15 protein-coding genes and 1 pseudogene are annotated in these 24,255 nt (G+C 69.1%); 5 read left to right on the top strand and 11 right to left on the bottom strand.

Annotation, left to right across the window (positions count from 1 at the left end):
- Positions 1 to 770 precede the first annotated feature (770 nt).
- From D7V97_RS02835 to D7V97_RS44480, 5 genes and pseudogenes are all read right to left on the bottom strand, one after another.
- Positions 771 to 2,177, bottom strand: a complete 1,407-nt coding sequence (locus D7V97_RS02835) for a cytochrome B6 (protein ID WP_120609027.1) — start codon at positions 2,175 to 2,177, stop codon at positions 771 to 773.
- Between the two features lie 218 nt (positions 2,178 to 2,395).
- A pseudogene (locus D7V97_RS02830) lies at positions 2,396 to 2,632 on the bottom strand (sigma-54-dependent Fis family transcriptional regulator); the annotation flags it as partial.
- 247 nt (positions 2,633 to 2,879) lie between these two features.
- A complete protein-coding gene (locus tag D7V97_RS02825) occupies positions 2,880 to 3,665 on the bottom strand; it encodes an endonuclease/exonuclease/phosphatase family protein (protein ID WP_120609026.1) in 786 nt (261 codons plus the stop codon).
- Between the two features lie 100 nt (positions 3,666 to 3,765).
- Positions 3,766 to 5,598, bottom strand: coding sequence for a serine hydrolase (locus tag D7V97_RS02820; protein WP_120609025.1), 1,833 nt, complete (start codon positions 5,596 to 5,598; stop codon positions 3,766 to 3,768).
- Positions 5,599 to 5,862: 264 nt separating this feature from the next.
- On the bottom strand, positions 5,863 to 6,021 hold the full coding sequence (locus D7V97_RS44480) for a hypothetical protein (RefSeq protein WP_158623254.1): 159 nt from the start codon (positions 6,019 to 6,021) through the stop codon (positions 5,863 to 5,865).
- Positions 6,022 to 6,291: 270 nt separating this feature from the next.
- Between D7V97_RS44480 and D7V97_RS02815 the strand changes: the two genes are divergently transcribed.
- A complete protein-coding gene (locus tag D7V97_RS02815; RefSeq protein WP_120609024.1) occupies positions 6,292 to 7,440 on the top strand; it encodes a hypothetical protein in 1,149 nt (382 codons plus the stop codon).
- An 18-nt stretch (positions 7,441 to 7,458) separates the two neighbouring features.
- Here the strand turns inward: D7V97_RS02815 and D7V97_RS02810 are convergent, their stop codons facing one another.
- From D7V97_RS02810 to D7V97_RS02800, 3 genes are all read right to left on the bottom strand, one after another.
- Positions 7,459 to 10,248 (bottom strand): hypothetical protein, encoded by a 2,790-nt coding sequence (locus D7V97_RS02810; protein ID WP_120609023.1) that lies wholly within the window; start codon positions 10,246 to 10,248, stop codon positions 7,459 to 7,461.
- Positions 10,235 to 12,958 carry an ATP-binding protein gene (locus D7V97_RS02805; protein ID WP_120609022.1) on the bottom strand — a complete coding sequence of 908 codons (2,724 nt, stop codon included), beginning with the start codon at positions 12,956 to 12,958 and terminating at the stop codon, positions 10,235 to 10,237. The genes D7V97_RS02810 and D7V97_RS02805 overlap by 14 nt, the downstream gene beginning before the upstream one ends.
- 78 nt (positions 12,959 to 13,036) lie before the next feature.
- Positions 13,037 to 14,176 (bottom strand): triacylglycerol lipase, encoded by a 1,140-nt coding sequence (locus D7V97_RS02800; protein ID WP_120609021.1) that lies wholly within the window; start codon positions 14,174 to 14,176, stop codon positions 13,037 to 13,039.
- Between the two features lie 114 nt (positions 14,177 to 14,290).
- Between D7V97_RS02800 and D7V97_RS02795 the strand changes: the two genes are divergently transcribed.
- The 3 genes from D7V97_RS02795 (at position 14,291) to D7V97_RS02785 (ending at position 18,607) form a co-directional block, all read left to right on the top strand.
- On the top strand, positions 14,291 to 15,154 hold the full coding sequence (locus tag D7V97_RS02795; RefSeq protein ID WP_120609020.1) for a hypothetical protein: 864 nt from the start codon (positions 14,291 to 14,293) through the stop codon (positions 15,152 to 15,154).
- A 44-nt stretch (positions 15,155 to 15,198) separates the two neighbouring features.
- The gene (locus tag D7V97_RS02790; RefSeq protein WP_120609019.1) at positions 15,199 to 16,098 is read left to right on the top strand and encodes a hypothetical protein; all 900 of its coding nucleotides are present in this window, start codon (positions 15,199 to 15,201) and stop codon (positions 16,096 to 16,098) included.
- A 277-nt stretch (positions 16,099 to 16,375) separates the two neighbouring features.
- Positions 16,376 to 18,607 carry a hypothetical protein gene (locus D7V97_RS02785; RefSeq protein ID WP_147444661.1) on the top strand — a complete coding sequence of 744 codons (2,232 nt, stop codon included), beginning with the start codon at positions 16,376 to 16,378 and terminating at the stop codon, positions 18,605 to 18,607.
- An 84-nt stretch (positions 18,608 to 18,691) separates the two neighbouring features.
- Here D7V97_RS02785 and D7V97_RS02780 read toward each other — a convergent pair whose 3' ends face one another.
- Together D7V97_RS02780 and D7V97_RS02775 are read right to left on the bottom strand one after the other, a co-directional pair.
- On the bottom strand, positions 18,692 to 19,351 hold the full coding sequence (locus D7V97_RS02780; RefSeq protein WP_120609017.1) for a LysM peptidoglycan-binding domain-containing protein: 660 nt from the start codon (positions 19,349 to 19,351) through the stop codon (positions 18,692 to 18,694).
- 209 nt (positions 19,352 to 19,560) lie between these two features.
- Complete coding sequence (locus D7V97_RS02775; protein ID WP_233582477.1) at positions 19,561 to 20,595, bottom strand: Ig-like domain-containing protein; 1,035 nt, start codon at positions 20,593 to 20,595, stop codon at positions 19,561 to 19,563.
- A 196-nt stretch (positions 20,596 to 20,791) separates the two neighbouring features.
- Here D7V97_RS02775 and D7V97_RS02770 point away from each other — a divergent pair, with 196 nt between their 5' ends.
- The gene (locus D7V97_RS02770) at positions 20,792 to 22,813 is read left to right on the top strand and encodes a hypothetical protein (protein ID WP_120609015.1); all 2,022 of its coding nucleotides are present in this window, start codon (positions 20,792 to 20,794) and stop codon (positions 22,811 to 22,813) included.
- Between the two features lie 49 nt (positions 22,814 to 22,862).
- Here D7V97_RS02770 and D7V97_RS02765 read toward each other — a convergent pair whose 3' ends face one another.
- Complete coding sequence (locus tag D7V97_RS02765; protein WP_120609014.1) at positions 22,863 to 24,242, bottom strand: aldehyde dehydrogenase family protein; 1,380 nt, start codon at positions 24,240 to 24,242, stop codon at positions 22,863 to 22,865.
- Positions 24,243 to 24,255: the final 13 nt, after the last annotated feature.

The following is a 24,255-nucleotide window of genomic DNA, read 5'->3' as shown; positions in this document are numbered from 1 at the left end:
GCCCTGATGGGGCACACGCCCGCTCAGGCCGCGCTCCCCTCAGGGGCGCGGCAGGGGGCTTGGGCATGGGGGCCACCGCGGCCTGGCGCTCAACACCCCGCGTTCTGGGGTGGCCCCCGTGCTGGGGCCCGTCTCCCAGGCAGCGTGGGCAGTCCCAGGTGCTCCAGGAGGGCACGCACCCCACTGGGAACATGATTGTTGCCCCCTGTCCTGAACCCCTCACTTCTCCTCTTCGGGCGCGTCCAGGCATTTGTCACCTGCTCGCGACCCAGGACCACGTGAGACACAGCGTGTTGTGCGCATCGGCGCTGATCCGGGAGACATGGCGCAGCGCAGTGCAGGGGTCGGCACGGATGCTGCGCATCGCGCTCGCCTGGAATCAGCCCGCCCCGGGGCAACCCCGTGCACCCGCGTGAGCAGTTTCACCGCAAGTGGAGGAAGGCCCTCGCTGTTTCGGAGTGTCGTACGCGCTGCTTGCTTGTCCTGACCGTTCTGAATCGGTCGCCCGAGCAGACAGGCCCACATCGGCGTGCACTCCCCCCAAGTGCAACCCGTCCTGGGAACCCTCCCGGAATTTGATTCGCAGACATACATGTACGCTTCATCCTGCAAAACCTGGGACTGCCCACGCAGCCTGGGAGGCTGGCTCCAGCACGGGCCCCCACTCAGAGCGAGTGGTCACGTTACCGTCAGCCTCCCACGGGATTCCGTGGAGCCCCTGGCTGCTTGTGGCTGCGAAGCAACGCTTGCCGCGCACGCCCACGCGAGCGTCAGAGCACGCGCATGAATGCGACGAGGTCCTTCTTCTCCCGCTCATTGAGCCGGGTCTCCAGCATGAGGTTGAAGAACTCCACCGTGTCCTCCAGCGTCAAGAGCCGCCCATCATGAAGATAGGGCGGAGAATCCTTGATGCCGCGCAGGGGGAACGTCTTGATGGGGCCATCCGCGCCCATCACCGCGCCGTTCACCAGGCGTGGCTTGTAGAAGCGCTCCGCCCGCATGTTGTGCATCAGGTTGTCGGTATAATACGGCGGGGTGTGACACACGGAGCACTGCGCCTTGCCGAAGAAGAGCGCCTGACCGCGCATCTCCGGCTCGGTGGCCTTCTTCGGATCCAGCTTTCCGTCGAAGCGCAGCTTGGGAGCAGGAGGGAAGTCTAGGATTTCCTGAACCTCCGCCATGAAGTGCACCTGGCTGCCCCGCTCAAGGATGTTGACGCCCTTCTTCGTGGCGATGACGGGATCTCCGTCGAAGTAGGCCGCGCGCTGCTCGAACTCGGTGAAGTCCTCCACTGTCTTGAGGGCCCGCTGCGAGCCGAACAGGCGCTGGATGTTCACCCCGCGGAGGGTCGGCGTATCGATGCGGTGGCGGAACTCCTGGGGACGAATATCTCCCACCAGGTGCGTGGCGGCATTGGAGTGGCCATTGACGTGACAGTCGAAGCACGCCACGCCCCGACTGGGCAGTTCGGAACGACGGTCGGCGGTCTGATTGAACTGCTGCTGGGGAAAGGGCGTCACGAGCAACCGCAAGCCTTCCAATTGCTTCGGATTCAGGAGGCCGTTGAACAGCTCCTGGACATTCATGAGGGTCACCAGCTTTCCCTGCGAGACATCCCCCAGGTCCGGGCGCGTGGTGAGGAAGATGGGCGGTGGGAACTCCGGCAGCAGGTGGTCCGGCAGGTCGAAGTCGAGATCGAACCGCGTGAGGTCCCTCCCCTCCTGCCGCTTGATTTCATCGATGTGGAACTTGGGGAAGAGCATGCCGCCTTCCGGATGATTCGGGTGTGGCAACGGCATGAGGCCCCCTGGGAAGAGCCCCTTGGCTCGAACCACCTCGGGGCTCATGGCGGCGAGGGCCTCCCATGTGACGCCCTGCGGAAGCTTCACCCGCACGCCTTCCTGCACGGCCTTCCCACGAGACATGGTGACGCCCGGGGCAGGTCGGTTTCCCAGGTCATAGCGCTGGGTGAGAAGCTGTTGGTGACGTGCGGTGATCTTGGGCTTCTCGGCCTTCATCCGAGTCATGACCTCGGCGAAGGGCTCCGTCTGGTCCACGGGCATATAGCTGGTGAGGCCCCGCCCCTGTATTTCCTGTGCATGGGCCGCGCCCGAGGACATCAGGAACAGCCCCATGGCAGCGAGTGCGACGTGCGGACGACCCCAGAACGGCTTCATGCGTGCGCCCCTTCCGGCTGACATCAAGCAGACTGATGCCCTACCCTCCGTACAAGCAAAGCGATTCACGCTTTCTCCCGCCTGCGTATGGGAGTGAACCGTTGGCCAGTTCATACGTCGACGAATGGGAGGAACCGGGGGACTGTTGAACCTGGCTTGGTTCCGTGGCTCGCCCATTCCATCAGACAGGGCGTGGCAGCCCGCCTGCCACGCGCCGTTTACGTCCCCTTCGCCACCAGGCCCAGCTCCTTCAACCGTCGCCCCAGCGCGCGCTTCGACACCTCCAACTCGCGCACCATCGCATCCAGGTCGCCGCCGCACGCCTCGAAGCTGCGGGTGATTTCGTCCGCGCCCAGGTTGCCCGCGGTGCGCAGGTTCGGACTCTTGTCGATGAGGTCATAGACAGACGGCCGGGGAATCCCGAGCGCATCCGCCGCCGCCTTCAAATCCCACGCATCGTGCGAAGAGAAGGCCTGTTGAGGGTGGGGGCTGGAGCAGCCGTACACGTCCCCCGCTCTCACGTCCCCCAGCACGACGAGCTTTCCCCTCGTCAGCAGCGTGCCGGCTTGCAGCGAGCCGGTGATGATGAGGCTCCGGTGCGGCGGGTTGACGAGGAGCCTGTCCACCCGATCCGGGAGAAGCGACCGGGTGACGTCGAGGGCGGCGAGGCGCATCTCGCGACTTGAAGGGCCCCGAGCTCCCTCAGGTGCGCAACAGCCGCGCGGCGATGGGCAGGTGATCCGAGGGCTCGGTCTCCGACGGCATCGGCGTCCGGTCGTCCAGCTCCGGCATCCGGAGCGGCTGCGCCTGCAGCGTGCGTGAGTGGAAGAGGAAGTCGATGGCCTTGGCCCTGCCGTTCGCGTTGCAGGTCGGCTGGTGCCGCCCCTCATGGGCATCGAGCAGACCGGCCGCCGTGAAGGCTCGGACCAGCGGATCCCCGGGCTGCGCGTTGAAGTCACCGCACACGACCCACAGGGCCTCCGGGTCCCGTTGAACCAGCTCCTCGAGCAGCTCGGCAGCCTGTTGCATCCCCTGGTGCTGCTCCACGGGCCTGTCCGGCCGGTCCCAGCGCAGGTGCGTGCACGCCACGCGCAGCCGATCCCCTCCGGCGTCGAAGTCCACGACCAGCGCCAGGTGCCCCGAGATGCGCCCGTCCTCCAGCCGGTCCTTGAAGTAATGGGCCCGGTGGCCGAGGCAGCGCTCCAGGCGGTGGAACACCGCGCAGCCATCGGGTCGGCCCTGTTGCTTCAGGGCCAGCACGCCCGCGTACCCGTGCGGCTCCAGCGCCTTCTGGAGCCCGGCGAAGCGGTCGGGCTCCACCTCCTGAAGGCAGACAATGTCCGCGTCCAGCCCCGCGATCCGGCGGGCCAAGGCCTCCTGGCGCCGCTGCGGCTGGAGGACGTCCGCGGGCGTGTGCGGGAACCACTCGGGCTTGACGTAGGCGTCCGCCAGGAGGTTGTACGAGGCAATTCGCAGGTCCATCGCCATCAGCAGGTTCTCCCGGTCCGCCAGTTGGACTCATCCCAGGGTCGTCGCGAGCAGCGAGCATAGGCGGAAGTCCCGCCCATCCCCTCCCGTTCGGGCCGCGCTACCACCGCCACAGCGCGAACGAGAACAGACCGAACGTCGCGAGCCAGGTGCTCAGGCACACGACGGACGCGGACCCGAGGAGGCAGCGCCACCGGGCCACGGTCGCGGGCTCCTGCCTCCAGGTGCGCACGCTGAGGACGAGTCCGGCCACGCCGAGTGCCGGGAACAACACGGAGGCCGCCCAGACACCGACCGTCTGCCAATTCGCGTGCGCGAGCACGGTCAACTCCAGCTTCGCCGCACAGACGCCGCCGAGCACCCCTGCCAACAGGGCGAGGCCCGGCAGGCGGCGCACCCAGCGATTGCGCAGCGAGGTGCGTCGTCCGAAGGGCGCGCTCAACAGGAGGGCGAGCGACAGCAGGACGCTCGCGAGCGGGAGGACCGCCGCCGCCATCGACGTGCGCTGCAGAAAGTCGCCGCCCGTCTCGAGCCCCACGGCCGCGCCGTCCCCATCCCGGACCACGACTCCGTTGATCACTTCGCCGTAATCGACATCGGCGAGCAGGCCATTGCCATGGTGCTTCAGCGTCGCCTGGTAGCCGAAGCCCGGCAGGATGGGCTCAATGATCAGCGTGTCGGCCTGCGCCTTCGCCCGCCCTACGCTGAGCAGGTAGGTGGGGAGGTTCAGCAGCGAGATGCGTGGGTTGACGAGCCGGTACCAGCCGTCGACGTCACCTGTGAGGGGTTGAAGGGATGGCGTCGGCGGCTTCCACCGCGTCTGGTGGGAGATGAAGTCAGCGAGCACCTCCTCCAGCTTGCGCAGCCCGTTCTCGCTGTTGACCAGCAGCACGTAGCCCATGCCCTGCTCGGCGTGGAAGTGCATGCTCGCCTTCGCGCCCAGGACGCCGCCCGCGTGGCCCTGCCAGAGCGAGCCCCTGACGATGCGATGGTGCAGCCCCAGCCCCGCGCCGTAGGCCAGCCCCGCCCGGGCGCCCACCGTCGACCGGGTCTGCTTCATGGCGCGGACGGTCTCGGGCCGCAGCACCCCGGGGGCGGAGGCGCCGTCGGTGAGCACGAAGCGGCCCAGCCTGGCCAGGTCCTCCGCCGTGCACCACAGCGCACCGTCCGCCTGGGTCTGCTCGAAGAACACCGGGGTGCGATGCATGTCGGCGCCGCTGTGGCCGCTGGCGTGGTCACGCTGGGCCGCCTGCGAGGCGAGTGCGGCGACCTGCGTGATGCCCAGCGGCCCCAGCACGCGCGCGGAGACGACCTCGTCCCAGGGCTGCTGGTAGTGGGCCTCCAGGATCGCGCCGAGCAGCACGTACCCCGGGTTGCTGTAGCTCTCATACATGCCGGGGCGCCAACGCACCGTGAGCGGCTCCGGATGCTGGAGGCTGCTCTCGAGGTGGCGCCCCCGTCGCTCCACAGGGCTGAAGAACGCCTTGGCGTGCATGTCGTCGAAGCCCGCGGTGTGGGTGAGCAGGTGGATCAAGCGGACCGGGTCGCTGTCTCCGAACGGGTTCCGGATGGGCGCATCCGGCAGCAGCTCCGAAACAGGCGTCTGCAACCCGAAGTGGCCCTGCTCAATCAGTTGCAGGATGGCGATCGCCGTCACCGTCTTCGTGACGGAGCCGAGGCGGAAGAGCGTGCCGTCGGTGACGGGGGCCCGGGTGTCGCTGTCGGCCAGCCCGATGACCCCGCTGAGCACGATGCCCTGGCGGTCGAACACCGCGTAGCTCGCGCCCGGGATGTGGTGTTCGGTGAGCAGTGCGGTCAGGGACTGCCGCAGCTCGGCGGCCGTCGTCGGTCCCGGTTGCGCGGGGGCGGTCGTCGCGAAGGCGACCGTCGGGACGAGCAGCGCGAAGGCCCACAGCGGGGCAAGGCCCTTCATCGGTTCTCCGGGGGAGCAGGGGGAAGGTGCCGAGTGCCCGGATGCCGGAGGTGCTCGGTCAGCGCTGACTACGCCGCTGCCTCCGGACCATTTCGCGGTGACGCGCGAAAAGCCCGGCGGCTGCTTCGAGCAGAGCCCTGTTCACCACGCCCGTGGCCTCCGTGAAGAGGCGGAGAATGGGTCTTCATGGGTGGAGGCCCGTCTACTGACTGGAGACCACCTTGAGCGTGGCCCTGGGATCCTCGCCCGCGAGAACCTCGTCCTTCACCGTGAGGGACAACTCCAGGCTCCGGGCCACCAGCGCCTTGAGCGCCCACAGATGAAGGGGACCACCAGCGCGAGCTTCGCGGTCTCCTCATTGGTGATGAAGGACTTGGAGTCCTGATAGCGCTTCACCAGCTCCAGCAGTTGATTCGCGTCCATGGTGTTCCCCCCTGCGATGCGTCGAACCCGGGATTTGAAATCCCTGGCGACGTCCATGACTACAGTGCGTTTGTCCGCCCTTGTCCATCCCACCACGGCGCACGCAAGGGGTTGAGCGTGGAGGTCATCGCGGACCTGGAACCCGGCGATACTTCCTCGGGAGTATGTCATTTCACTGGCAAGGTGGACCTGCGTGCGGTGGGCCAGGCGGTGGGTGCCCGGGAGCCCTGGCGGATTGGCATCCCTCCGTGCCATGCCCATGTGTCTTTCATGGCGGCCTCCGACACCCTGCCTCAAGACCACCCGCTGCCCGCGATCCTGGGCTTCGTCGGCTTCCGCCGCCGGTCAGGCAGGTACGGCTCGGCCACCCAGTTGCTCTGGAACAGGCTGGAGAACGACGCCTCCATCTACGAGCTGTGCAAGGTCCGCGAGGATTTGACGGAGGCGGACCGGGTCATCCTGGATCAGTGCCATCAGAGGCTGGCGGTCGCCCGGCGCTGCCTCGACAGGCAGTTCGGGCGTTGGTCCTTCTCCTTCTGGCAGATCATCCACGAGGTGGACGGCCTGCTGCTGCTGGTCATGCCCCGGCACATGCTGCTGCCCCACGCCCTGGAGATTCAGCAGCAGTTCGAGCGCAGGGTGACGGACTCCGCCCAGAAGGCACTCTGGCTGGGCGCGGAGCGGACCTCGGGGCCCCTGTCCCAGTGCGTCCGCGTGCTCCGCGGGGAGGCGCCTGCCTCCAGCGACCCTGACGCCTCCCTGCCCGAAGCGGAGCGCCTGGCGCGGTGCCGCCACGTGCTCTGGGGGGCGCAGGGAGTCATCAACGATCGCGTGGACAAGACCTTCTGGCAGCTCTCCATCAACGTCTCCATCCAGGTCCTCAGCACCCTGCTGCTCATCACGCTCTCCCTCCTCGCGTTGCTGGGCTTCAATCGCTCCCTCGTCACGACCTGGCCTGACGCGCTCGTTCCCCAGGGGCTGCTGCTGCTCAGCCTCATGGGCGCCGCCGGCGCCGTGGTGTCCAACATGCTCTCCAAGGAGCGCTTCGTCGTCGCGACGGGAGCGACGAGCCGCTTCTTCGCCTACCACCTGCTCGTGAAGCCTGTCATCGGCGCCTTCGCGGCTCTCACCCTCCTCCTCGTCGAGCAGTCCAACCTGCTGCTCGCGGTCGTGCCTCGCGGCCTCGCCAATGACGCAGGCAACAACTCGGCCCTCCTGAACATCGTCGTGAAGGACTGGCGCGCCGTCTTCTTCGCCCTGGCGGCCCTGTCGGTGGTCGCGGGGTACTTCGCTGACAGGTTCCTGAGCTCCATCATGAACAACGTGCTCAGCAGGCTGCTCGGGCAGTCGGAGAAGCTGCTGCCTTCCAGCGCTCCCCCGGAGGCCGGCGCCACCTCCCGGCGCACGGAGCCGAAGTAGACGACAGCGACACCCGCCTCACACCGGGGCCCGGGCCGTGCGGTGCGCCGCGGGGTGCCTCGCGTAGGTCCCCAGCGCGTCCAGCAGGTCCTCCGACATGCGCTCCGCACTGGGATGCCAGGGCGTGGTGAAGCGCGAGTCCATGCTCGTCTGCCGGATGGTGGACAGCCACTCGTGCACCACGCGTTCGGAATAGCCCGCGCTCCGCGCCGCCTCGTGCAGCAGCGAGTACTCCCGGAGGAGGAAGGTGGAGAAGGTGATGGGGTCGTCCGCGCCTACCGCGATGGGCACCGGCGGCGGCGTCCCCTCCTCCGCCCGAGGCGGAAGGAGCCGCAGGATGGGGTGGTTGCGCAGGTCCAGCAGGTTGCCGATGAGCAGGTTGCTGGAGGGATTCACCTCCACGACGGTTCCCCGCGCTCCCACGTACCGGCGCAGCGCGTCCTGCGCCGACCGCAGCGCCGCCACCTCCGCGCCATCCAGGGGGATGTCCACCAGCTGCTGCCCGCGCCGGAACACGCGCTCGTCCTCCCGGTACCCCTCGATGAGCTCCTGGACTTGCCGGGGGTTGCGCACCCGGATCCAGTCCAGCCGGCGGGAAGCCCGGCTGAAGGCGTCCAGCCCCACGCCCACCGCCTCCTGCGCCAGGGGCGGACACCAGAGGTTGTGCAGGACATGATGGGCCTCGGCCAGCACGTGCGGCTCGACACACCTGCCAAAGACTCCTTCGGACAGCTCCCGGATGAGGTTCTCCACCTGCTGGGGCCGTCCCGGTGGGGCCTCCGCGTTCAAGCCCGCGGGCAGCCGGTAGCTGCCGTACAGCCGCCATTCGAAGACCAGGTCCCACAGCCGCTCCTCGGCCGGCATCATCACCGCGCCCACGGACTCCGCCCACGTTCCGGGCTCCACGCCCAGCGAGGTGGCGTGTCCCAGCCGCCCACCCCAGTGGTCCAGCAGGTAGTGCAGGCACTCGTAGATGCGGCGCAGCCCCTCCATGAGGTGCCGGTAGTCCTCGCCCACGTGGCCCGTCAGCCGCAGGGGTGGGGCGCCCCGGGCCGCCGGCCGGGCCGCGGCGCGGGCGGCCTCCCACCGCACGTAGCGGTACAGCGGCGCCAGCACCCACGTGGGCACGCTCAGTTCGTCCGACGCGACGTCCAGCCCCCGCACCAGCCAGAGCGACAGCGGCACCGCCCGCAGCAGCTCCACCAGCGCTTCCACCTGCGTCGACTGCGAGACGAAATAGTCCGCGTAGCGACCTCCCAGCCGGAACAGTCCCTCCGGAGCCGGCTCCGCGTACGTCCCCTGGGCATGCGCGGGCGGCAGCCCCTCCCTCCAGTGGCGCTTGGGGTCCCGCGCCTTGAGCAGGTGCAGCACCAGGCCGAACTCCGGCTGGCGCCCGTGGCCCGAGGACCTCCCCACGTGCTCCAGCACGCGCCGCCACGAGCGCGTCAGCCCCCACAGCTCCTCCGCCATCTGGATGGAGTCGTTCATGAGGCGGGTGCGCACCTCCAGGGCGGCGATGGGCTGATCGCCCCCCGCCACCGCGTAGGAGACCTCGGCGCGCACGGCGTGCAGGGGCCGCTTCATCGCGCCCAGTCGGTCGTAGAAGCGGATGAACCACTGGAGGCCCGCGGTCAGCGGCCGCTGCACGTAGGTGCGGTAGCTCAGGCAGCGCACCCGTTGGACCTGCCAGAAGAGGCGGTCGAAGTGCGGGTCCGGCGTGCCGGCCTCTTCCTGATGCCGCATCCGCCGCAGCCCGTAGCGCACCAGCCAGCGCTCCCCCGCGTTGGGCGCGTGCAGCCCCATCCGCAGGCAGATGGGGTCGCACCGTCGCCACACCTCATCGAGGGTCTCGGGGAGCTCGGCGCCGCCGCGGGCCGCCAGCGGGTGGAGGTCCCCGTAGAGCTCGCGCAGCTCGTCCAGCTCCGGCAGGACCTCGGGGCGGGCGCGCGCGAGCGCCTCCAGCGTCCGCGCGAGCACCCGGCGGCGCTGGGGCATCCAGACGGACGACTCCCGCAGGCCCTGGACGAAGTCCAGCAGCGTTCGCCTCCCATCCCGCAGGATGACCTCCGCCAGAACGCAGCGGGCCACCGCGGCCGCCAGCAGCCAGCGAAGCATCGTCTCACCGTCCCCGAAGAGGAGCCCCGGCCCCGACAGCAGGCGTGCATCCAGGGCCGGATCCGCGATGGCGGTCAGCAGCGAGGTCCACAGCAGCGGGAAGTCCATGCCCGCGTTGACGTGGTGGTGGACCTCCGTGACGCCCCGGTCCAGCAGGTGGCGCATCAGCAGGGGCGGTTCGATGTCCACCCGCGTGGGCGGCGGCTCCACCGGTACCGCCGACATCAACAGGTCCTCGGGCATGGCGAAGGTGAGCCAGCGGTAGTGCGTGAGCGCGTCCACCGACCCGGCCTCCGTGTCCTGGGCGACGACGGTGACCCCCGGCCGGCGCTCCAGGTGGGTGTCCGCCAGATGCAGCAGGTAGCCGGCCATGGACACCCGGCGCGGCGGATCCCTCTGGCCGCGGATGTGCCGGCGCGAGTCGAACCAGAACACGTCCCGCACCGCGATGAGGCGGTCCAGCGACCAGCCGCTGGCGTGCTCCGACAGGGTCTTCTCGCAGTCGCGCCACAGTGCCCGCGTGGCGCCCGCGGCCGGCCCTTCCAGCGAGGGCACCAGCTCCGTCAGCGACTCCTGGAAGGCCCGGAGGCTGGTCAGCGGGAAGCTGGCCACCTCGGCGCGCACGTAGGCCTCCGGGACGCGGCGGGGGGCGATGTTGCCCTGGGCATTGCGCGGTCCGTCAGTGCTGCTCATGGCTGGCGCCACCCTGGAGGTGCCGCAGGGGAGACATCTTCCGCAACGCCTCCATCTCCAGCGGGTCGCCCTCCTGGTCCATGGCCTGGAACCACGCCCGCACCACGGTGTCGAGCCAGTCGTAGTACAGGCCCATGTCCCGGCCCTCGTCCTTCCCGAGGTGGCGGCGGAGCGCCTCGGACGCGCCGGAGCGTCCCACCGCGGCGCGCACCATCTGCTCGCGCAGCCGTGTCAGCCAGGGCCCATGGTGGCTCCAGTACGCCACCAGCTCGTCCCAGACCTCGTTCGCATCCGTCTCCCCGGCCTGCCAGCGCAGCAGCTCGCTGAGGGTGGGGGCCGGAGCGAACTCCGGCAGCACCATCAGGGGCAGCGAGTTCTGGAGCCACACCCGGGCCGTCCACAGCCGGTCTGACCCCACGCTGTAGTTGCGGATGTCCTCCAGGAGCTTCGCCACCGCGTGGCGCACCCGCTGCTCGTAGGGCCCCAGCACGGTGGCGAGCCCCCTCGCCTGGACCACCGACTCCATCCCCTGGTGCGCGTCGCCCCAGTCCCATCTGCCCAGCTCCCGGCCCGACACCGAGCAGATGTTCTCCACCCAGGCCGCCAGGATGAAGCGGTGTTGGGCGCTGACCTTCAGACGCGAGTCCCGCATGTTGTCGACCTGGAAGAACCCGTCCGCCGTCCTCTTCAGGAACGCCTTCCACTGCGCGGTGAAGATGGCGAACTCGACGAAGGTCCTCCAGGTGGGAAGGCTCCACCAGCACTCGACCTGGACGAGCGGCTCGTGGTGCGTGGTCGAGTCCACCCACAGCTCGTGCATCGTCACGACCAGCTCGGGGCTCATCTCGAAGGGCGTCACCTCCGGGTTCAGCACCCGGGGCGGCTCGAACAGCATCAGCACGTCGTGCAGCAGCATGAACCAGCCGGCCACGTTGCCGGGCAGGGTCACGCCGGGCCCCTCCTGGTCCGGGTCGCTCAGCATCAGCACCACGTCGTGGAAGTGCCGCAGGTGCAGCTCGCTGAGGAGCACCCGTTCGTTCGCGTCCGCGTCCGCGTCTTCGTTGCCCTCCCGCACCCGCCGCGGCCACTCCAGGACGTCCGACAGGGTGGTCCGCTTGGAGCGGCGCACCGGCCTGCCCGTCAGGTCCAGGAAGATGAGCCCCTTGTCGTCATACCGGAGGATGCGGTTGAGCAACTGCTGGCTCGCCCAGGCCGGCAGGTCGCTTTCATCAATGGCATTGCGCAGCATCTCCGTGGCCACCCGCACGGTCCGCTCTCCCTCGGAGCTGGCGGCCTCCCCGGGGGCAGCGTGGGTGCTCTGGAGTTCGCGCCGGGCGGCGTGCCAGAGGTCCTGCAGGGTGCGCGCCGGCAATCCGAGGGCAAGCTTGCCCGGGTGGGTGAGGATGACCTTGGGCTGGGGCACGTCCCGCCCGTCCTGCGTGGCCGCGCGGTAGGTCGTCTTCACCGTGTCGGAGAGCCGGGGCGCCAGGTTGATGAGGTCCGCGAAGCAGGTCAGCACCTGCGTCTTCTCCCGCTTCGGGGGGCAGGGCAGCCGGAGCTGCTCCAGCAGACTGCCCAGCGTCTGCCCTGAGTCCTCCGGTTCCACCCCCTGGGGGCAGAAGTCCCACGCCTTGTAGGGATCCACGGGCCCCAGGTCGATGCGGTAGCTGGGAGGCAGCGCGCGGCGCAGGGTGGTGGCCGACTGGCGCCGGGCGATGGAGAGCGTCTCGTCCTGGCCGGCGCTCCCGAGGCCCGCCTGCCCGGAGAGGATGAGCTCCTTCTGGAAGGAGCGCTCCATGAAGAGCTGGAACTCCTGGTGGCCCGCGGCCAGCACGAACCAGAGCCGGCGGCTGGCCACCATGCGGGTGAGCTTCACGATGTTGTGGAGGTGTTCGATGCTGCGGTCCACGTTGTCGATGGGCAGGACGAGGATGACCTGCTCGCCCTGGGCGGTGCCGAAGCGGGGCAGGGACAGCGTCTTCGCCACGTCCTCCATGGCCCGCGCGAAGCGGTGCTGGAAGGTGGCGTAGATTTCCGCGGCCTTGATCTGCTGCTCCGCGCGCGCTCGCGTATCGAGCGTCGACGCGCTGTCCTCCCACATGAACGAGGCATCGCGGATGAGGTGGTCCAGCTTTCCCCAGGCCTCTTCCGCGCTCTCCTCGAGGATGGAGGAGGACCACCTGCCGTGCCCGGTGCTCGGGGACGTGTCCTCCTGGGGCGCATCGAGGGCGGCGCGCACGCGCACCAGCAGGGTGGCCAGGAGGTTGGCCCCCGGGGGAACCGGTTCCAGGTCGAGCGGCTCCAGCCACACGACGCGCCCTTCGATGCGTTCGAGCGTCGTGCACAGGTCCCTGCGCATCGCCTCCCTGCCCGAAGCCCGCGCCCCGCTGGCACCGGCCTCCAGTTGCCCTCCCCGCGTCAGCCCGAGGAACGCCCTCCAGTGGCGCAGGGCCTGGACGGCGCTGAGCAGGACGGTGGTCTTCCCGGAGCCGCGGGGGCCGGAGATGAGCAGGCTGGTGGAGAGGTGCTCGTCCCGGACGTCCCCCGCGGCCAGGCTGCTTCCGCAGGCGGCTTCCAGCCAGGACAAGAGCTCGTACAGGCCCCGCTGCGTGGGCTCCAGCAGGTCGTCCCAGGGGAAGGCCCTGGACTCGGGGAAGGGCGTGGGCACGTAGTGGCGCGTCTCGTCCCCATGGCTCGGTTTCGTGTCCATGGAGAAGGATAGGGAGCCCGGGACGGGATGCGCCCCACCCGGGAGCCAGCTCGCAGGTGCGCCCTGGCGCGTCCCAGGTCAGGCGGGGGGCCTGCCCACCATGAAGTCGATCACCCGCTCCCACACTTCATGGAATTGCTTCTCCTGGAAGTGGGAGCCTGACTTCAGCCAGCTGATGTATTCCTCCGGCTGGTCGAAGTGGCCCATGACGTCCAGGTGGTCCGCGGTCGCGACGTGGAGGACCTCTCCCCAGACCTGCGAGCGACTGGGGACGATGCCGTCGCTCCACGACTCGAACTTCCTGCCAAAGGCCCCTTCAAGGGCCTGGGTCTGCGTGGGCGTGCGCTCGGGAATCTTCAACTCCGGGGAGAGGGGCGCGCTCTTCCCATACAGGAAGCAGAAGATGCCGTAGAGGAGCGAGTCCGGGGGCAACAGCAGGCGGGGAGACAGGCGGCGGAGCAGCGTGGGCGGCGGGGCGCCCGTGATGACGCTGCCGTAGCGCACGCCCTCCCGGTCCGCCGTGTTCGCGTTGAAGGCCTGCGCGCTCACCGGCATGAGGTCGCGGATCAGCGTCTGGTCCTCGCCCACCCGGCTGAAGAACTGGATGAGCTCCTCGCGCTCGCTCTCGGACAGGTCCGCCGTCAGCCGGGCGATTTGATTGAAGAGGTTGGGCGGGAGCTTCGCGTGCTCGCCCAGCAGGACGATCCGGTAGCACGCCTGGAGCACCGCGGCCCTGAAGGGCATGGCCTTGCGGTGCAGGGTGAGGAAGGTGAAGAGCCACAGGTAGCGCAGCAGCGTCTTGCCCAGGTCGCCCTGGTGGAAGAAGGTCGCCAGCGGGGTGCCGTGATGCGGGGTGGCGACGGTCACCACCGAGCGCACGCGCTTCACGAAGGCCGGGGCCTCCTGGGCCATGCGGAGGGAGACGGCGCTCCGCGCATCCAGCCCGCCCGTGGAGTGTCCGACGAGGTGGAGCGCCGCGTCGTCCTTGTCCGCCGTCCGGGCCATCTCCCGGAAGATGTCGCGGGCGCGCGCCTCGAGCCCGGAGGTGGGGGAGGAGGCCACGAGCTGCACGTCCGCGTCGATGCCGCGCTCCTTGAACCGCTGCTGGAGCAACCCGGGGACGTGCTGGAAATAGGCGATGCGCTCCGTTTCCTTGTCACCCATCTGGGTGAAGCCGAAGAAGCCCGGGACAAGATAGACGCGGTGCCTTGTGGCCATGGGGCCAGTCTAGCGTCTGGGGAAAACGTCCAGGGAGGTGAGGAGGAAGGGTTCCGGGCTCCGTTGAGGAGAGGCCAACACACCTACACCCCATTCGGGGGGGAGACCTGGACCATGAGATTCCGGAAGCCAACGACGCAGTGGACGGGCGCGGCGCTCGCGGGGGCACTGCTCCTGCCGGCGGCGGCGCTGGCGAACGAGGCGCATGTCTATGGCATCGCCAGCTTTGGCGGCGCGGGGCAGTGCGATGCCGACTCGCACTCCGTGCACACGAAGACGGCGCAGGTGGTGGCGGACTACTTCACCTCGCTCAAGAACGCCGGGCAGTGGACCGACGTGCGCACGCTCAACAACGGCCTCGCGCGCACGGACCTCTGGACCGACGCGGCGAAGGGGGAGGCGGTGGACGCGAAGGACGCCCAGCTCAACGCGGGCGTGGACGACGCGGACGTCGTCTTCGTGCACACCCATGGCGGCCACAACACGGCGTACAACCGGAGCTGGCTGGTGATGGGGACCAACGTGGACTCGTGTGAAGCCATCACGGACATCCACATGCGCCTGGGCAACGGCAAGCTGGACATCGCCGTCGTGAAGGCCTGTCAGTCCGGCAACATCGAGATCTGGGAGCAGGGCGGCTACAGGCAGCTCGTCACGAGCACCAGTGGCTTCAGCATCTGGAATGCGTTCCACGGTGACTCGTCGTGCGGCAACTTCGTCAAGCGCTACCTGGACGACTACACGGCCAGCTCGAAGAACGACGGCGTGGGTGAGAACTGGATCGACGAGGCCTACGACTGGGGCGTCTTCAAGGACGACTGCCCGGTGTCCATCGTCTTCGGTGAGACCAAGGCGCTGCGCAAGAGCATGTTCGAGGCGGGTGGCTGGAAGGACCGCAAGAACACCGGAAGCAAGACCGGCTCCAGCTACTTCTTCGTGGGCGGATGCGACCCCGACAGCGGCCGCAGCCTGCCCTGATGACAGTCGCTCCCACCCCTTCGAATCCAAGAGAACGAAACGCCATGAAGACCCATTTCCTCCGCCTCCTGACCGCCCTCCCGCTCACCGTCGCGCTCGGCTGTGACAGCAGTGAGCCTCCCGCCCCCGTGGACACCGTCGCGCAGCTCGCGAACGCCGCGACGGCGGTGGCCACCGGCTTCACCTTCGACTCCACGGGGATCGCCACGCCTCCTACCGGGACGCTGCCCGCCGAACTGCTCCCGCGCACCGCGTTCGACCCCGCGGTGCTGCAGCGCGGGCTGGTGGGGACGACCGAAGCCTTCTCCCTGACGGGAGGGGTCGCGCTGCGCCGCGACCTGGAGTCCCAGACCTGGAAGCTGGAGGCGGACCCCAACGCCGGCAGCGTGCTGGTGCTGAGCAAGACCGAGAGCGGCCCGGCGACGGCGCAGGACCCCGCGGTGTTGCAGCGCCTGGCCCTGGCCCGGCTGCAGCGCTGGGGCATCCCCACGGCGGAGCTGGGGCCGGTGCGCCAGGTGCAGTCGTTCCTCCAGAGCGAGGAGGGCGGCGTCGTCGGCACCCCCGAGCTCCACCGCCACAAGACCTTCGTGCTGCGCGCCATCAATGGCATCCGCGTGGAGGGCCACCGCGCGGTGGTGAGTCACGGGCCGGATGGCGGCTTCCAGCGGGCGCTGATCAAGTGGCCGGCGCTCGGCCGCCAGGGCCACCTGCTGCACACGCGGCTGACCACGGCGGAGATTGAACAGCGCGCCCGCGAGGCGCTGCTGGCGGAAGGGGAGACGGCGGGCCCCGTGCGCCTCTTCTGGAAGTACGTGCCCACGCAGCTCGCCACCGGAGAGCTGGCGCTGACGCTCCAGGTGAGCGCCGCGATGCCCTCGCTCACCGGCGCGAGCAGCACCGAGGAGCCGCGCGTGGTCGACGTGGACGTGAGCGCCGTCCCGTAAGCCCCCTGCCGTGGCCCCGCCTGGAGGGGTGGGGCCCCGGCGGGTGCCGCGCTTCAGGGAGCATGGAGACTCCTCCTGGTGATGCTGGCTTCAATCGCCGAATCCAGGACGCCCGACCCCCTGTCCGTGAAACATACCTGGGAAACGCGCTTCATCACGCACACGCTGGAGCGCCGCCTGATGCCAGACGCTCGCGTGATGCGTTAGCCTGCGAAGCCTCATGGTCAAGATCACCCGCTCACCCGCCCCGAAGCTCTCACAGGTCTTGAAGGCGGACGTGCCTGTCACGAAGGCGCCTGCCGCGGCGGTGCCTTCACGCGCCCCCAGCTCCGCGTCGTCCATGGCGGCTCCGGTCGCGGCGGGCCCGAAGGCTCCCGCGCAGCAGCAGGTCGGGCAGCAAGTGGCCGCGCTCCCGGAAGGACCCCTCCGACAGGCCTTGTTGCAGGTGCTCTCCGGCGCGCTGCCTGCCTCCGTCGTCGCCACCGCGACGCAGGCCATCGCCGGGTTCAGCCCCGCGCAGCAGAAGGAGCTGTCGACCCTGCTGTCGAAGGCGGGCGTCAGCGCCAAGGCCTCACCCCGCGCGGACGCGGGCGCCGAGCGCGTCTTCCTCTTCAAGGCCATCGCCAGCGGCGCGACGGGGGCGACCCTTGCTCGCCTGGCGGAGCAGATTCGCGGGCGTCCGCCCACCAACCAGGCCTTCTCCTTCAACCCGATGGCCGCGATGGCGTCGAAGTCCAAGGCGAACGCCAGCCCCGCGGAGGCCGCCGCGACGAAGCTGAAGGCCGCGATGGATGACATCTGGGGCACCGACGAGGCCGCCGTCCTCAAGGTCCTGGAGGACGTGGACCCCGCCCTGCTGCCGCAGGTGGCGGAGCGCTACGAGAAGCTGACCACGACCCCGCTGCGCGAAGCGCTCCACCTGGAGCTCGAAGGGCCGGACCTGAAGCGCGCGCTCGCGGCACTCGCGCGGATGGTGTCGACCGCGCCTGCCGCGCCTGCCGCGCCTGCCGCGCCTGCCGCGCCGGTGCAGGCCCCGGTGAAGGCCGCGGCGACCACCCCGACGTCGGCCCCCGACATCCAGAAGAACCTGGACGCCATCCAGGTGACCTCCCGGGACGAGGGCACCATCAAGCGTGGCAACGCCGTGGAGCTCAACGACCTCATCCCCGTCAACATCGCGACGTGGAAGCCACCGAAGGCGAAGCTCTACGGCCCGTTGAAGGACGCGGTGAAGGCGCGCAACACGGCGCAGGCGGCCCTCGACAAGGCGACCACCGAGCCGGCGAAGAAGGCGGCGCAGGCGAAGCTCGAGGCCGCGGACAAGAAGGTCACCGCCGAGGGCGAGAAGGTCAAGACGTGGCTGAAGGATCACCTCGGTTCGAACCCGGGGCTCCACCGCGCCAACGACGCCGTGAAGCACGCCGAGGAACGGGTCGCCACGCTGGAGAAGAAGCACGCGAAGGCGAAGGTGCCGAAGGATGCGAAGGAAGCAGAGACGCTCAAGCAGTCCCAGAAGGCGGAGCTGGATGCGGCCCGGGCGAAGCTCACCGAGGCCCAGGACCATCAGAAGACGGTGAAGGACGGCCTGCTCGCCCGGGTCGCCGCCTACACGCCGATGGTGGACGTGCCGCAGATCCGCTCGGACGTCACGGTGGACGGGAGGACCGTCCGGATGCGCGATGGCCGCGAAACCGCGTACACGAACTCGTGGAAGGCGGTGGACGGCGGCGCCGTCGCGGGGGACTCGGCCGACATCGTCGGCACCGAGCTGGAGAAGAGTGGCATCAGCGAGGACCGACAGAAGATCCTCGCGTCCATCTCCGGCCTGGAGGGCACCTTCAGCAAGGTGAACACCTGGGACACGGGGCGTGTCTCATGGGGCTTCACCCAGTGGACGCTCGGCAAGGACGGCAACGGCACCCTGGCCGACTTCATGCGGGACCTGAAGAAGACCGACCCGACACAATATGAGAAGAGCTTTGGCAAGTACGGGTTGGACATCGACGCGAAGGGCGTGGTGCTCACCCGCGCGGATGGCTCTGTGCTCAAGGGCGTCGAGGCGGCCGAGGCGATCCGCACCGACGTGAAGCTGTCGGCCGTCTACATGGCCGCGGGCGCCGACCCGGCGATGCAGCAGGCGCAGATCCGCTTCGCCAACGAGGGGAAGATCTCCGGCACCCGCGAGCGCTCGGTGTCGGTGACCGGCAAGGACGCCCATGGCGAACCCGTGAAGGCGAAGCTCCACCTCAAGGACGTCGTCACCAGCGAGTATGGCAATGCCATCATGACCGACCTCGCGGTCAACGCGGGCTCGGGCGGAAGGGTCGCCGCCGCGGCGCTCGAGAAGTACGTGAAGGACAAGGGCGTGGACCCCGCCAAGGTGAAGGACTGGGGCCCGGACGCGGAGAAGGCCATCATCGCCGCGCTCGAACACGCGTCGCGCTCGGAGCGGCTGAAGCATCACCGCGAGGCGGGCTTCAGCAAGGAGCCGAACACGTTCGCGGATTGAAGGCGGGAGGTCCGGTCCGCGGACATGACATCGCCTCCGGTCGACAGCCCCGGAGGCGACGGTGATGCCGGTGTGCGGCGGGCGCTACACCGTCGGCATGAAGATCTTCAGCCCGCTGCGGCCACCGGCGCCCAGCGTGTTGCGCTCGATGAAGTCGCTCACGGACGAGCGGCCGTCGCCGGTGGTGATGGCGGTGTGGCCGTAGATGCTGCCCGCGCGCGTGGAGGTCTTCTCCCACGTGAGGACGAGGCCCGGGATCTTCAGCGCCTGCTCAAGCGACATATTGACCTGCTTGAACTTGTCGCGCGGCAGGTTGTTGTCGATCTGGTTGCCATTGCCCCAGACCTTGACGCCGAAGGCGTTCTGGATGGCCCGGCTCACGCCCGTGGCGCACAGGCCCTGGCTGTTGTACCCGCCGATGCTCATCGCCGCCGCACGGCCCGCCGCCGCGAGCTTGCGCATGGCCGGCGTCGCGCTGCCCGGCCCGGCGCCACCGCTGCCCTCGACCTGACCGCCGCCCTTCGTGCCGCCGGAGCCCTTCGTGCCGCCGGAGCCCTTGGAGCCACCGGTGCCCTTGGAGGGCTCGAAGCTGTCGCCCTTGCCGGGGACGCGCAGGGTCTTGCCCGCGAAGATGAGGTTCGGGTTGGAAATGTGGTTGGTGCGCGCCAGCGCCGACACGCTGGTCTTGAAGCGAGCGGCGAGGGCCGAAAGCGTGTCGCCCTTCTGGATGCGGTAGTTGGACATGAAATCTCCTTGAGCGATTGTCGGGACCTCACTCGCGGAGTTGCGCTGATTTCCCAGGTTCTTGGAGTTTCCCTGGTTGGATCCGCCATTGCTTGAAAATCTCAACCAGGCCGCAGGCGTCCCGTCCGTGACGATGGCCCAGCTCCTGTTGCCGCTGCGACCTGAAAGGCCGCGAGGGGATGCCTCGCGGCCCGGCCTGCACATTCAACTCAGGGGACGGTGACCGTCGCGACAGTGCTGCGCTTGGTGTTGCCCGCCCGGTCCATGGCGATGGCGACAATCTGGTGCGTGCCGGACTTGCCGGTGGTGTCCCACGTCTTCGTGAAGGGCGCGCTGGTCGAGAAGGGCGTCAGCATCTCGCCGTCGACCTCGAACCGGACGTAGAGCAGCGCCTGGCTGTCGCTCGCATTGGCGGACAGCGTGACGACGCCGCTGACCTGCGCGCCGTTGGTCGGAGCGGTGAGGGCCACGAAGGGCAGCGCGTTGTCCACGATGAGGCTGCGGGTGCTGGTCTGGACGTTGCCGGCCCTGTCGGTCGCCCGGAGGGTGAGGGTGTAGGAGCGATTGCCCAGCACCCGCGTGTCCCACGAGAAGTAGTAGGTGGAGGCGTCCGGGAGGCCGGAGGCCGAACCCATCCAGACCCCATTCTGGAGGAACTCCACATACGCCACGCCGGAGAGGCTCTGGTCCGTCACGGCCCAGCCCACGTTGACGATGCCGCGCACGTAGTTCTGGTTGCTGGGGTTGTACTGCGGCGGGCCTGTGAGGATGATCGGGAGGGCGTTGTCCACCAGGACGCTCACCGCGCTGGAGGTCCCCGGGTTGCCGGCCGCGTCGAAGGCCTGCGCCGTCAGCGAGTGCGGGCCCGACACCGCCGCCGTGTTCCAGTTCACGGTGTACGGGGCCTGGGTGGCGGTGCCGATGACCGTGGCGCCGTCGAGGAGGAAGTCCACGCGGGCCACCCCCACGTCATCGCTGGCGTCCGCCGTGAGCGCCACGGTGCCGCGCAGGAAGCTGTCCGTGGCCGGTGAGGTGAGCTCCACGGTGGGCGGCACGACGTCGTCGTCCAGCAGGTTGGCCACGTCGTTGGCAGGGCGCCGCAGCTCCTGCTCACCGGCAGCTCCCGGGGCGGACACCGGATCGTTCGCGCCGACCTGGGCCTCACCACAGCTCGCGGCAGCCAATGCACCCGCACCGACCAGCGCGACGGCGATGCCACGGGCACCACCCGTAAAGATTCTCATCTGGATTTCCCCTCCGTTCAGGCGCCCGCAAGGAGTTGGGGCGCCCGTGGGAATGGACATATCAATCTTGTCTGGCATTGGCGCCAGGGAATCCGCTCCGGGCGTCGATTGACGCACTGCGTATTGTGAGCGCCCCCGCCGGAGCCTAGAAAACGCGTTGTTGGCAGATTGCCAATAATCGATGGAGGCCGCGCGAATGAGACTGCGATGGAGCCGTGAGTGGGCGTTACCGGGTTGCCTTGTCCTCACCCTGCTGGGTTCCCGCGCGGGCGCGGACCCCCTGCCGCTGCTGGAGTCGACGACGCTGCGCTCGCCGTTTTCGGCGGCGTGCGCCGGGAAGTCGGACTCCGCGCCGTTGCCGGTGGATCCGCGCACCCTGGTCGTGCCGGGCGTCAACAAGCCGGGGGCCGCGGTGCAGTTCAACGCCTACTGGCTGGACCTGCACAACCCGCCGGCGCCGTTCGTCTCGACGCTGCCGGCCAATCCCCAGACGTGCGGCGAGTTCCGCGCGAGCGTCAACCGGGGGCGCACGAACATCGAGACGCGCGCCTACTTCCAGCCGTTCAGCACCGCGCTGGCCTACTACAACATCTACACCCTCTGGGGTTACCCCTTCCGCCCGGCGGACTTCGACGAGCAGGTCATCAAGCGCTACGGGCTCTCCAAGGCGCCGTTCCGCAATCCCTACCCGCTGCCGTGGGAGAACCCCAACCTCACCCAGGGCGGCAGCGGCCAGCTGCCCCTCGGGCTCGTGCAGGAGAAGGACAAGTACGGGCGCTATACGGGCGCCATCGCCTCCAGCTGCTCGGGCTGCCACGACTCGCGGCTCGGGACCGAACAGGAGGCGGGCTTCGTGTGGGGCCGCTCGGGCGACGCGATTGACGCCGGGCTCATCCAATCCGACATGTTCCGCTCGACGGGCATCGGGACCGTGCTGGAGATCATCCCCGTCCCCTGGAGCGTGGGCCGTGGTTCCAGCGACGCCATCGGCATCGTCGACCTGCTGCCCGCGCTCTTCGACATGGACTCGCTGGGACTCGCGCCCAGCCTGCTCGAATACTTCCCCACCCATGCGGGAGGCATGTCCCGCGCGCCCAACTGGTGGCAGCGCGCCTACAAGACGCGGCAGTTCTGGGACGGGGCTCTCTCCTCGGACAACGTCCGCTCGGAGATGGCCTTCGGGGTCGCGAACCTGACCCGCTCGCCCGAGGAGCGCCGGGCGCTGTCCAACGAGTTCGAGGACAACGACAACTTCTTCACCTCGCTCTCACCCCCGGCCTACCCCAAGGGCATCAACACCGCGCTCGCCGAGCAGGGCGCCATCCTCTTCCACGAGCGCGACCTCTGGGCGAACGGCGCCAACGCCAACATCCCCAAGGCCCCGGGCAATGGCTCCTGCGCGAGCTGCCACGGCGTCTACTCACCGCGTCACGCGGCGAACCCGGCCTTCCTGCCCGACCCGCGCCTCAAGGGCGTGGCCGGCGTCATCACGCCGATTGAGACCATCCGGACGGATCCGGCGCGCAAGGGGCTGATGGCGGATGAGCGCAAGCGCCGGGCCTGGAACACGTCCTTCCTCGCCTACAACGACGAGCACCCCGACCACGGCCCCTTCTACGACGGCATCATCATGAGCGAGCTGCGCCGCGTGCCGCGGGCCGCCTACGACAACGGCACCGGCCCCGTGTACTCGCCCGTCGGACCGAACGTGTGGAACGAGCCGTTTGGCTACATCGCGCCGCCGCTCTACGGGGCGTGGGCCTCCGCTCCGTACTTCCACAATGGCAGCGTGCCCACCCTCTGGGACGTGCTGAAGCCGTCGGACCGGCCCGCGGTGTGGAAGCGCAAGCAGACCGCCCCCAACGTGCTGGGCACCAACGCGGGCTACGACATGAGCTATTCGGCGTATGACTTCGCGAAGCTTGGCTGGAGCGTGACGCCGCTGGCGTGCGCCAACACCCCGGCCAATGATCCGTTCATCCCCTGCACCCAGGACATGGCGACGCCCGACGTCCTCTTCGCGAACATCGCGAACCTGGTGGCCAACTACAACTCACTCGCCTACCAGTCACCGCCGCCCATCACCCAGAAGCAGATCCGCTCGCGGATGGTCTTCAACTCGTACCTCTACGGGATGGGCAACGGCGGACATGACTTCACCCAGTCGCTCACGGACACCGAGCGCTGGGCGGTCATCGAATACGTGAAGACGCTTTAGGCCCGGAGGAGGCGGGTGGCGCCAGGAGCCTGGGCGCCACCCGCATCCGTTACAGGAAGCGCTTGAACAGGCCGAGCTTCCCGACGTAGGGCGGGTAGCGCAGCTTCAGGTCCAGCGCGAACGGCCGCTTCACCACGCTCTTCTTGTGGCTGAAGGCGTCGAAGCTGGCCTGGCCGTGGTAGCCGCCGGAGCCCGAGTCGCCCACGCCGCCGAAGGGGAGCCCCTCCGCGGCGAAGTGGACGCAGACATCGTTCGTCACCGCGCCGCCGCTGGAGGTCTCGGAGAGGACGCGGTCGTTCACCGCGGCGTCCCGCGCGAAGCTGTAGAGGGCGAGCGGCTTCGGGCGGGCGCGCACGAAGCGGATGGCGTCGTCGATGCTCGGGCAGTCCACGAGCGGGAGCAGGGGGCCGAAGATCTCCTCCTGCATCAGTGGGCTGGACAGGGGCGCATCCGTGATGACGGTGGGCGCGAAGTAGCGGCTGGCCGCGTCGCGCTCGCCACCGAAGGCGACCTTCCCGTCGGCCGCGAGCGTGCAGAGGCGCTCGAAGTGACGGGCATTGATGATGCGGCCGTAGTCGCCGCTCTCGCGCGCGTTCGGGCCGTAGAAGCTCCGGACGGCCTTCTGGACCAGGTCCGTGAAGCGCCCCTTGAGCTCCGGGGGGATGAGCACGTAGTCCGGCGCGATGCAGGTCTGCCCGGCGTTGACGTACTTGCCCCAGGCGATGCGGCGCGCGGTGACCTCCAGGTCCGCGCTCCGGTCGACGATGCAGGGGCTCTTGCCGCCCAGCTCCAGGACGGTGGGCGTGAGGTGCTTTGCCGCGGCTTCCGCCACGACCCGGCCCACGCTGGTGCCTCCCGTGAAGAAGATGAGGTCCCAGCGCTCCTCCAGGAGCCGGCGGCTCTCGTCCGCGGCCCCCTCCACGACGGCGACGACCTCCGGAGGGAAGGCCTCGCCCAGCATCCGCGCGAGCACGCGCGACGTCTCCGGCGCGTGCTCACTGGGCTTCAACACGGCCGTGCAGCCCGCGGCGAGCGCCCCGATGAGCGGTGCGATGGACAACTGGTAGGGGTAGTTCCAGGGCGCGATGATGAGCGTGACGCCCAGCGGATCCGCGTACTGGTACGCCCGCGCCGGCTGGATGACGAGCGGCGCGGAGCCCCGCCGTGGCTGCATCCACGCCTTCACGTGCTTGAGCGCGTTCTTGAGCTCACCGTAGATGCTGCCCACCTCGGTGAGGTAGGCCTCCTCCGGGCTCTTCGACAGGTCCGCCTTGAGGGCGGCGAGGATGTCCGCCTCGTGCTTGCGCGCCGCCCCTTCGAGTGCCTTCAACTGCTCCCGCCGCCACTCCAGCGGGAGCGTGACGCGGGTTTCGAAGAAGGCGCGCTGCCTTGCCACGATTGAATTCGCGTCGAGAGGTGTTCGGAGCATGGGACTTCCCCTT

The organism is Corallococcus sp. CA053C, assembly GCF_003611675.1.
GTDB lineage: Bacteria > Myxococcota > Myxococcia > Myxococcales > Myxococcaceae > Corallococcus.
This window is presented reverse-complemented; position numbering and strand designations above follow the sequence as displayed.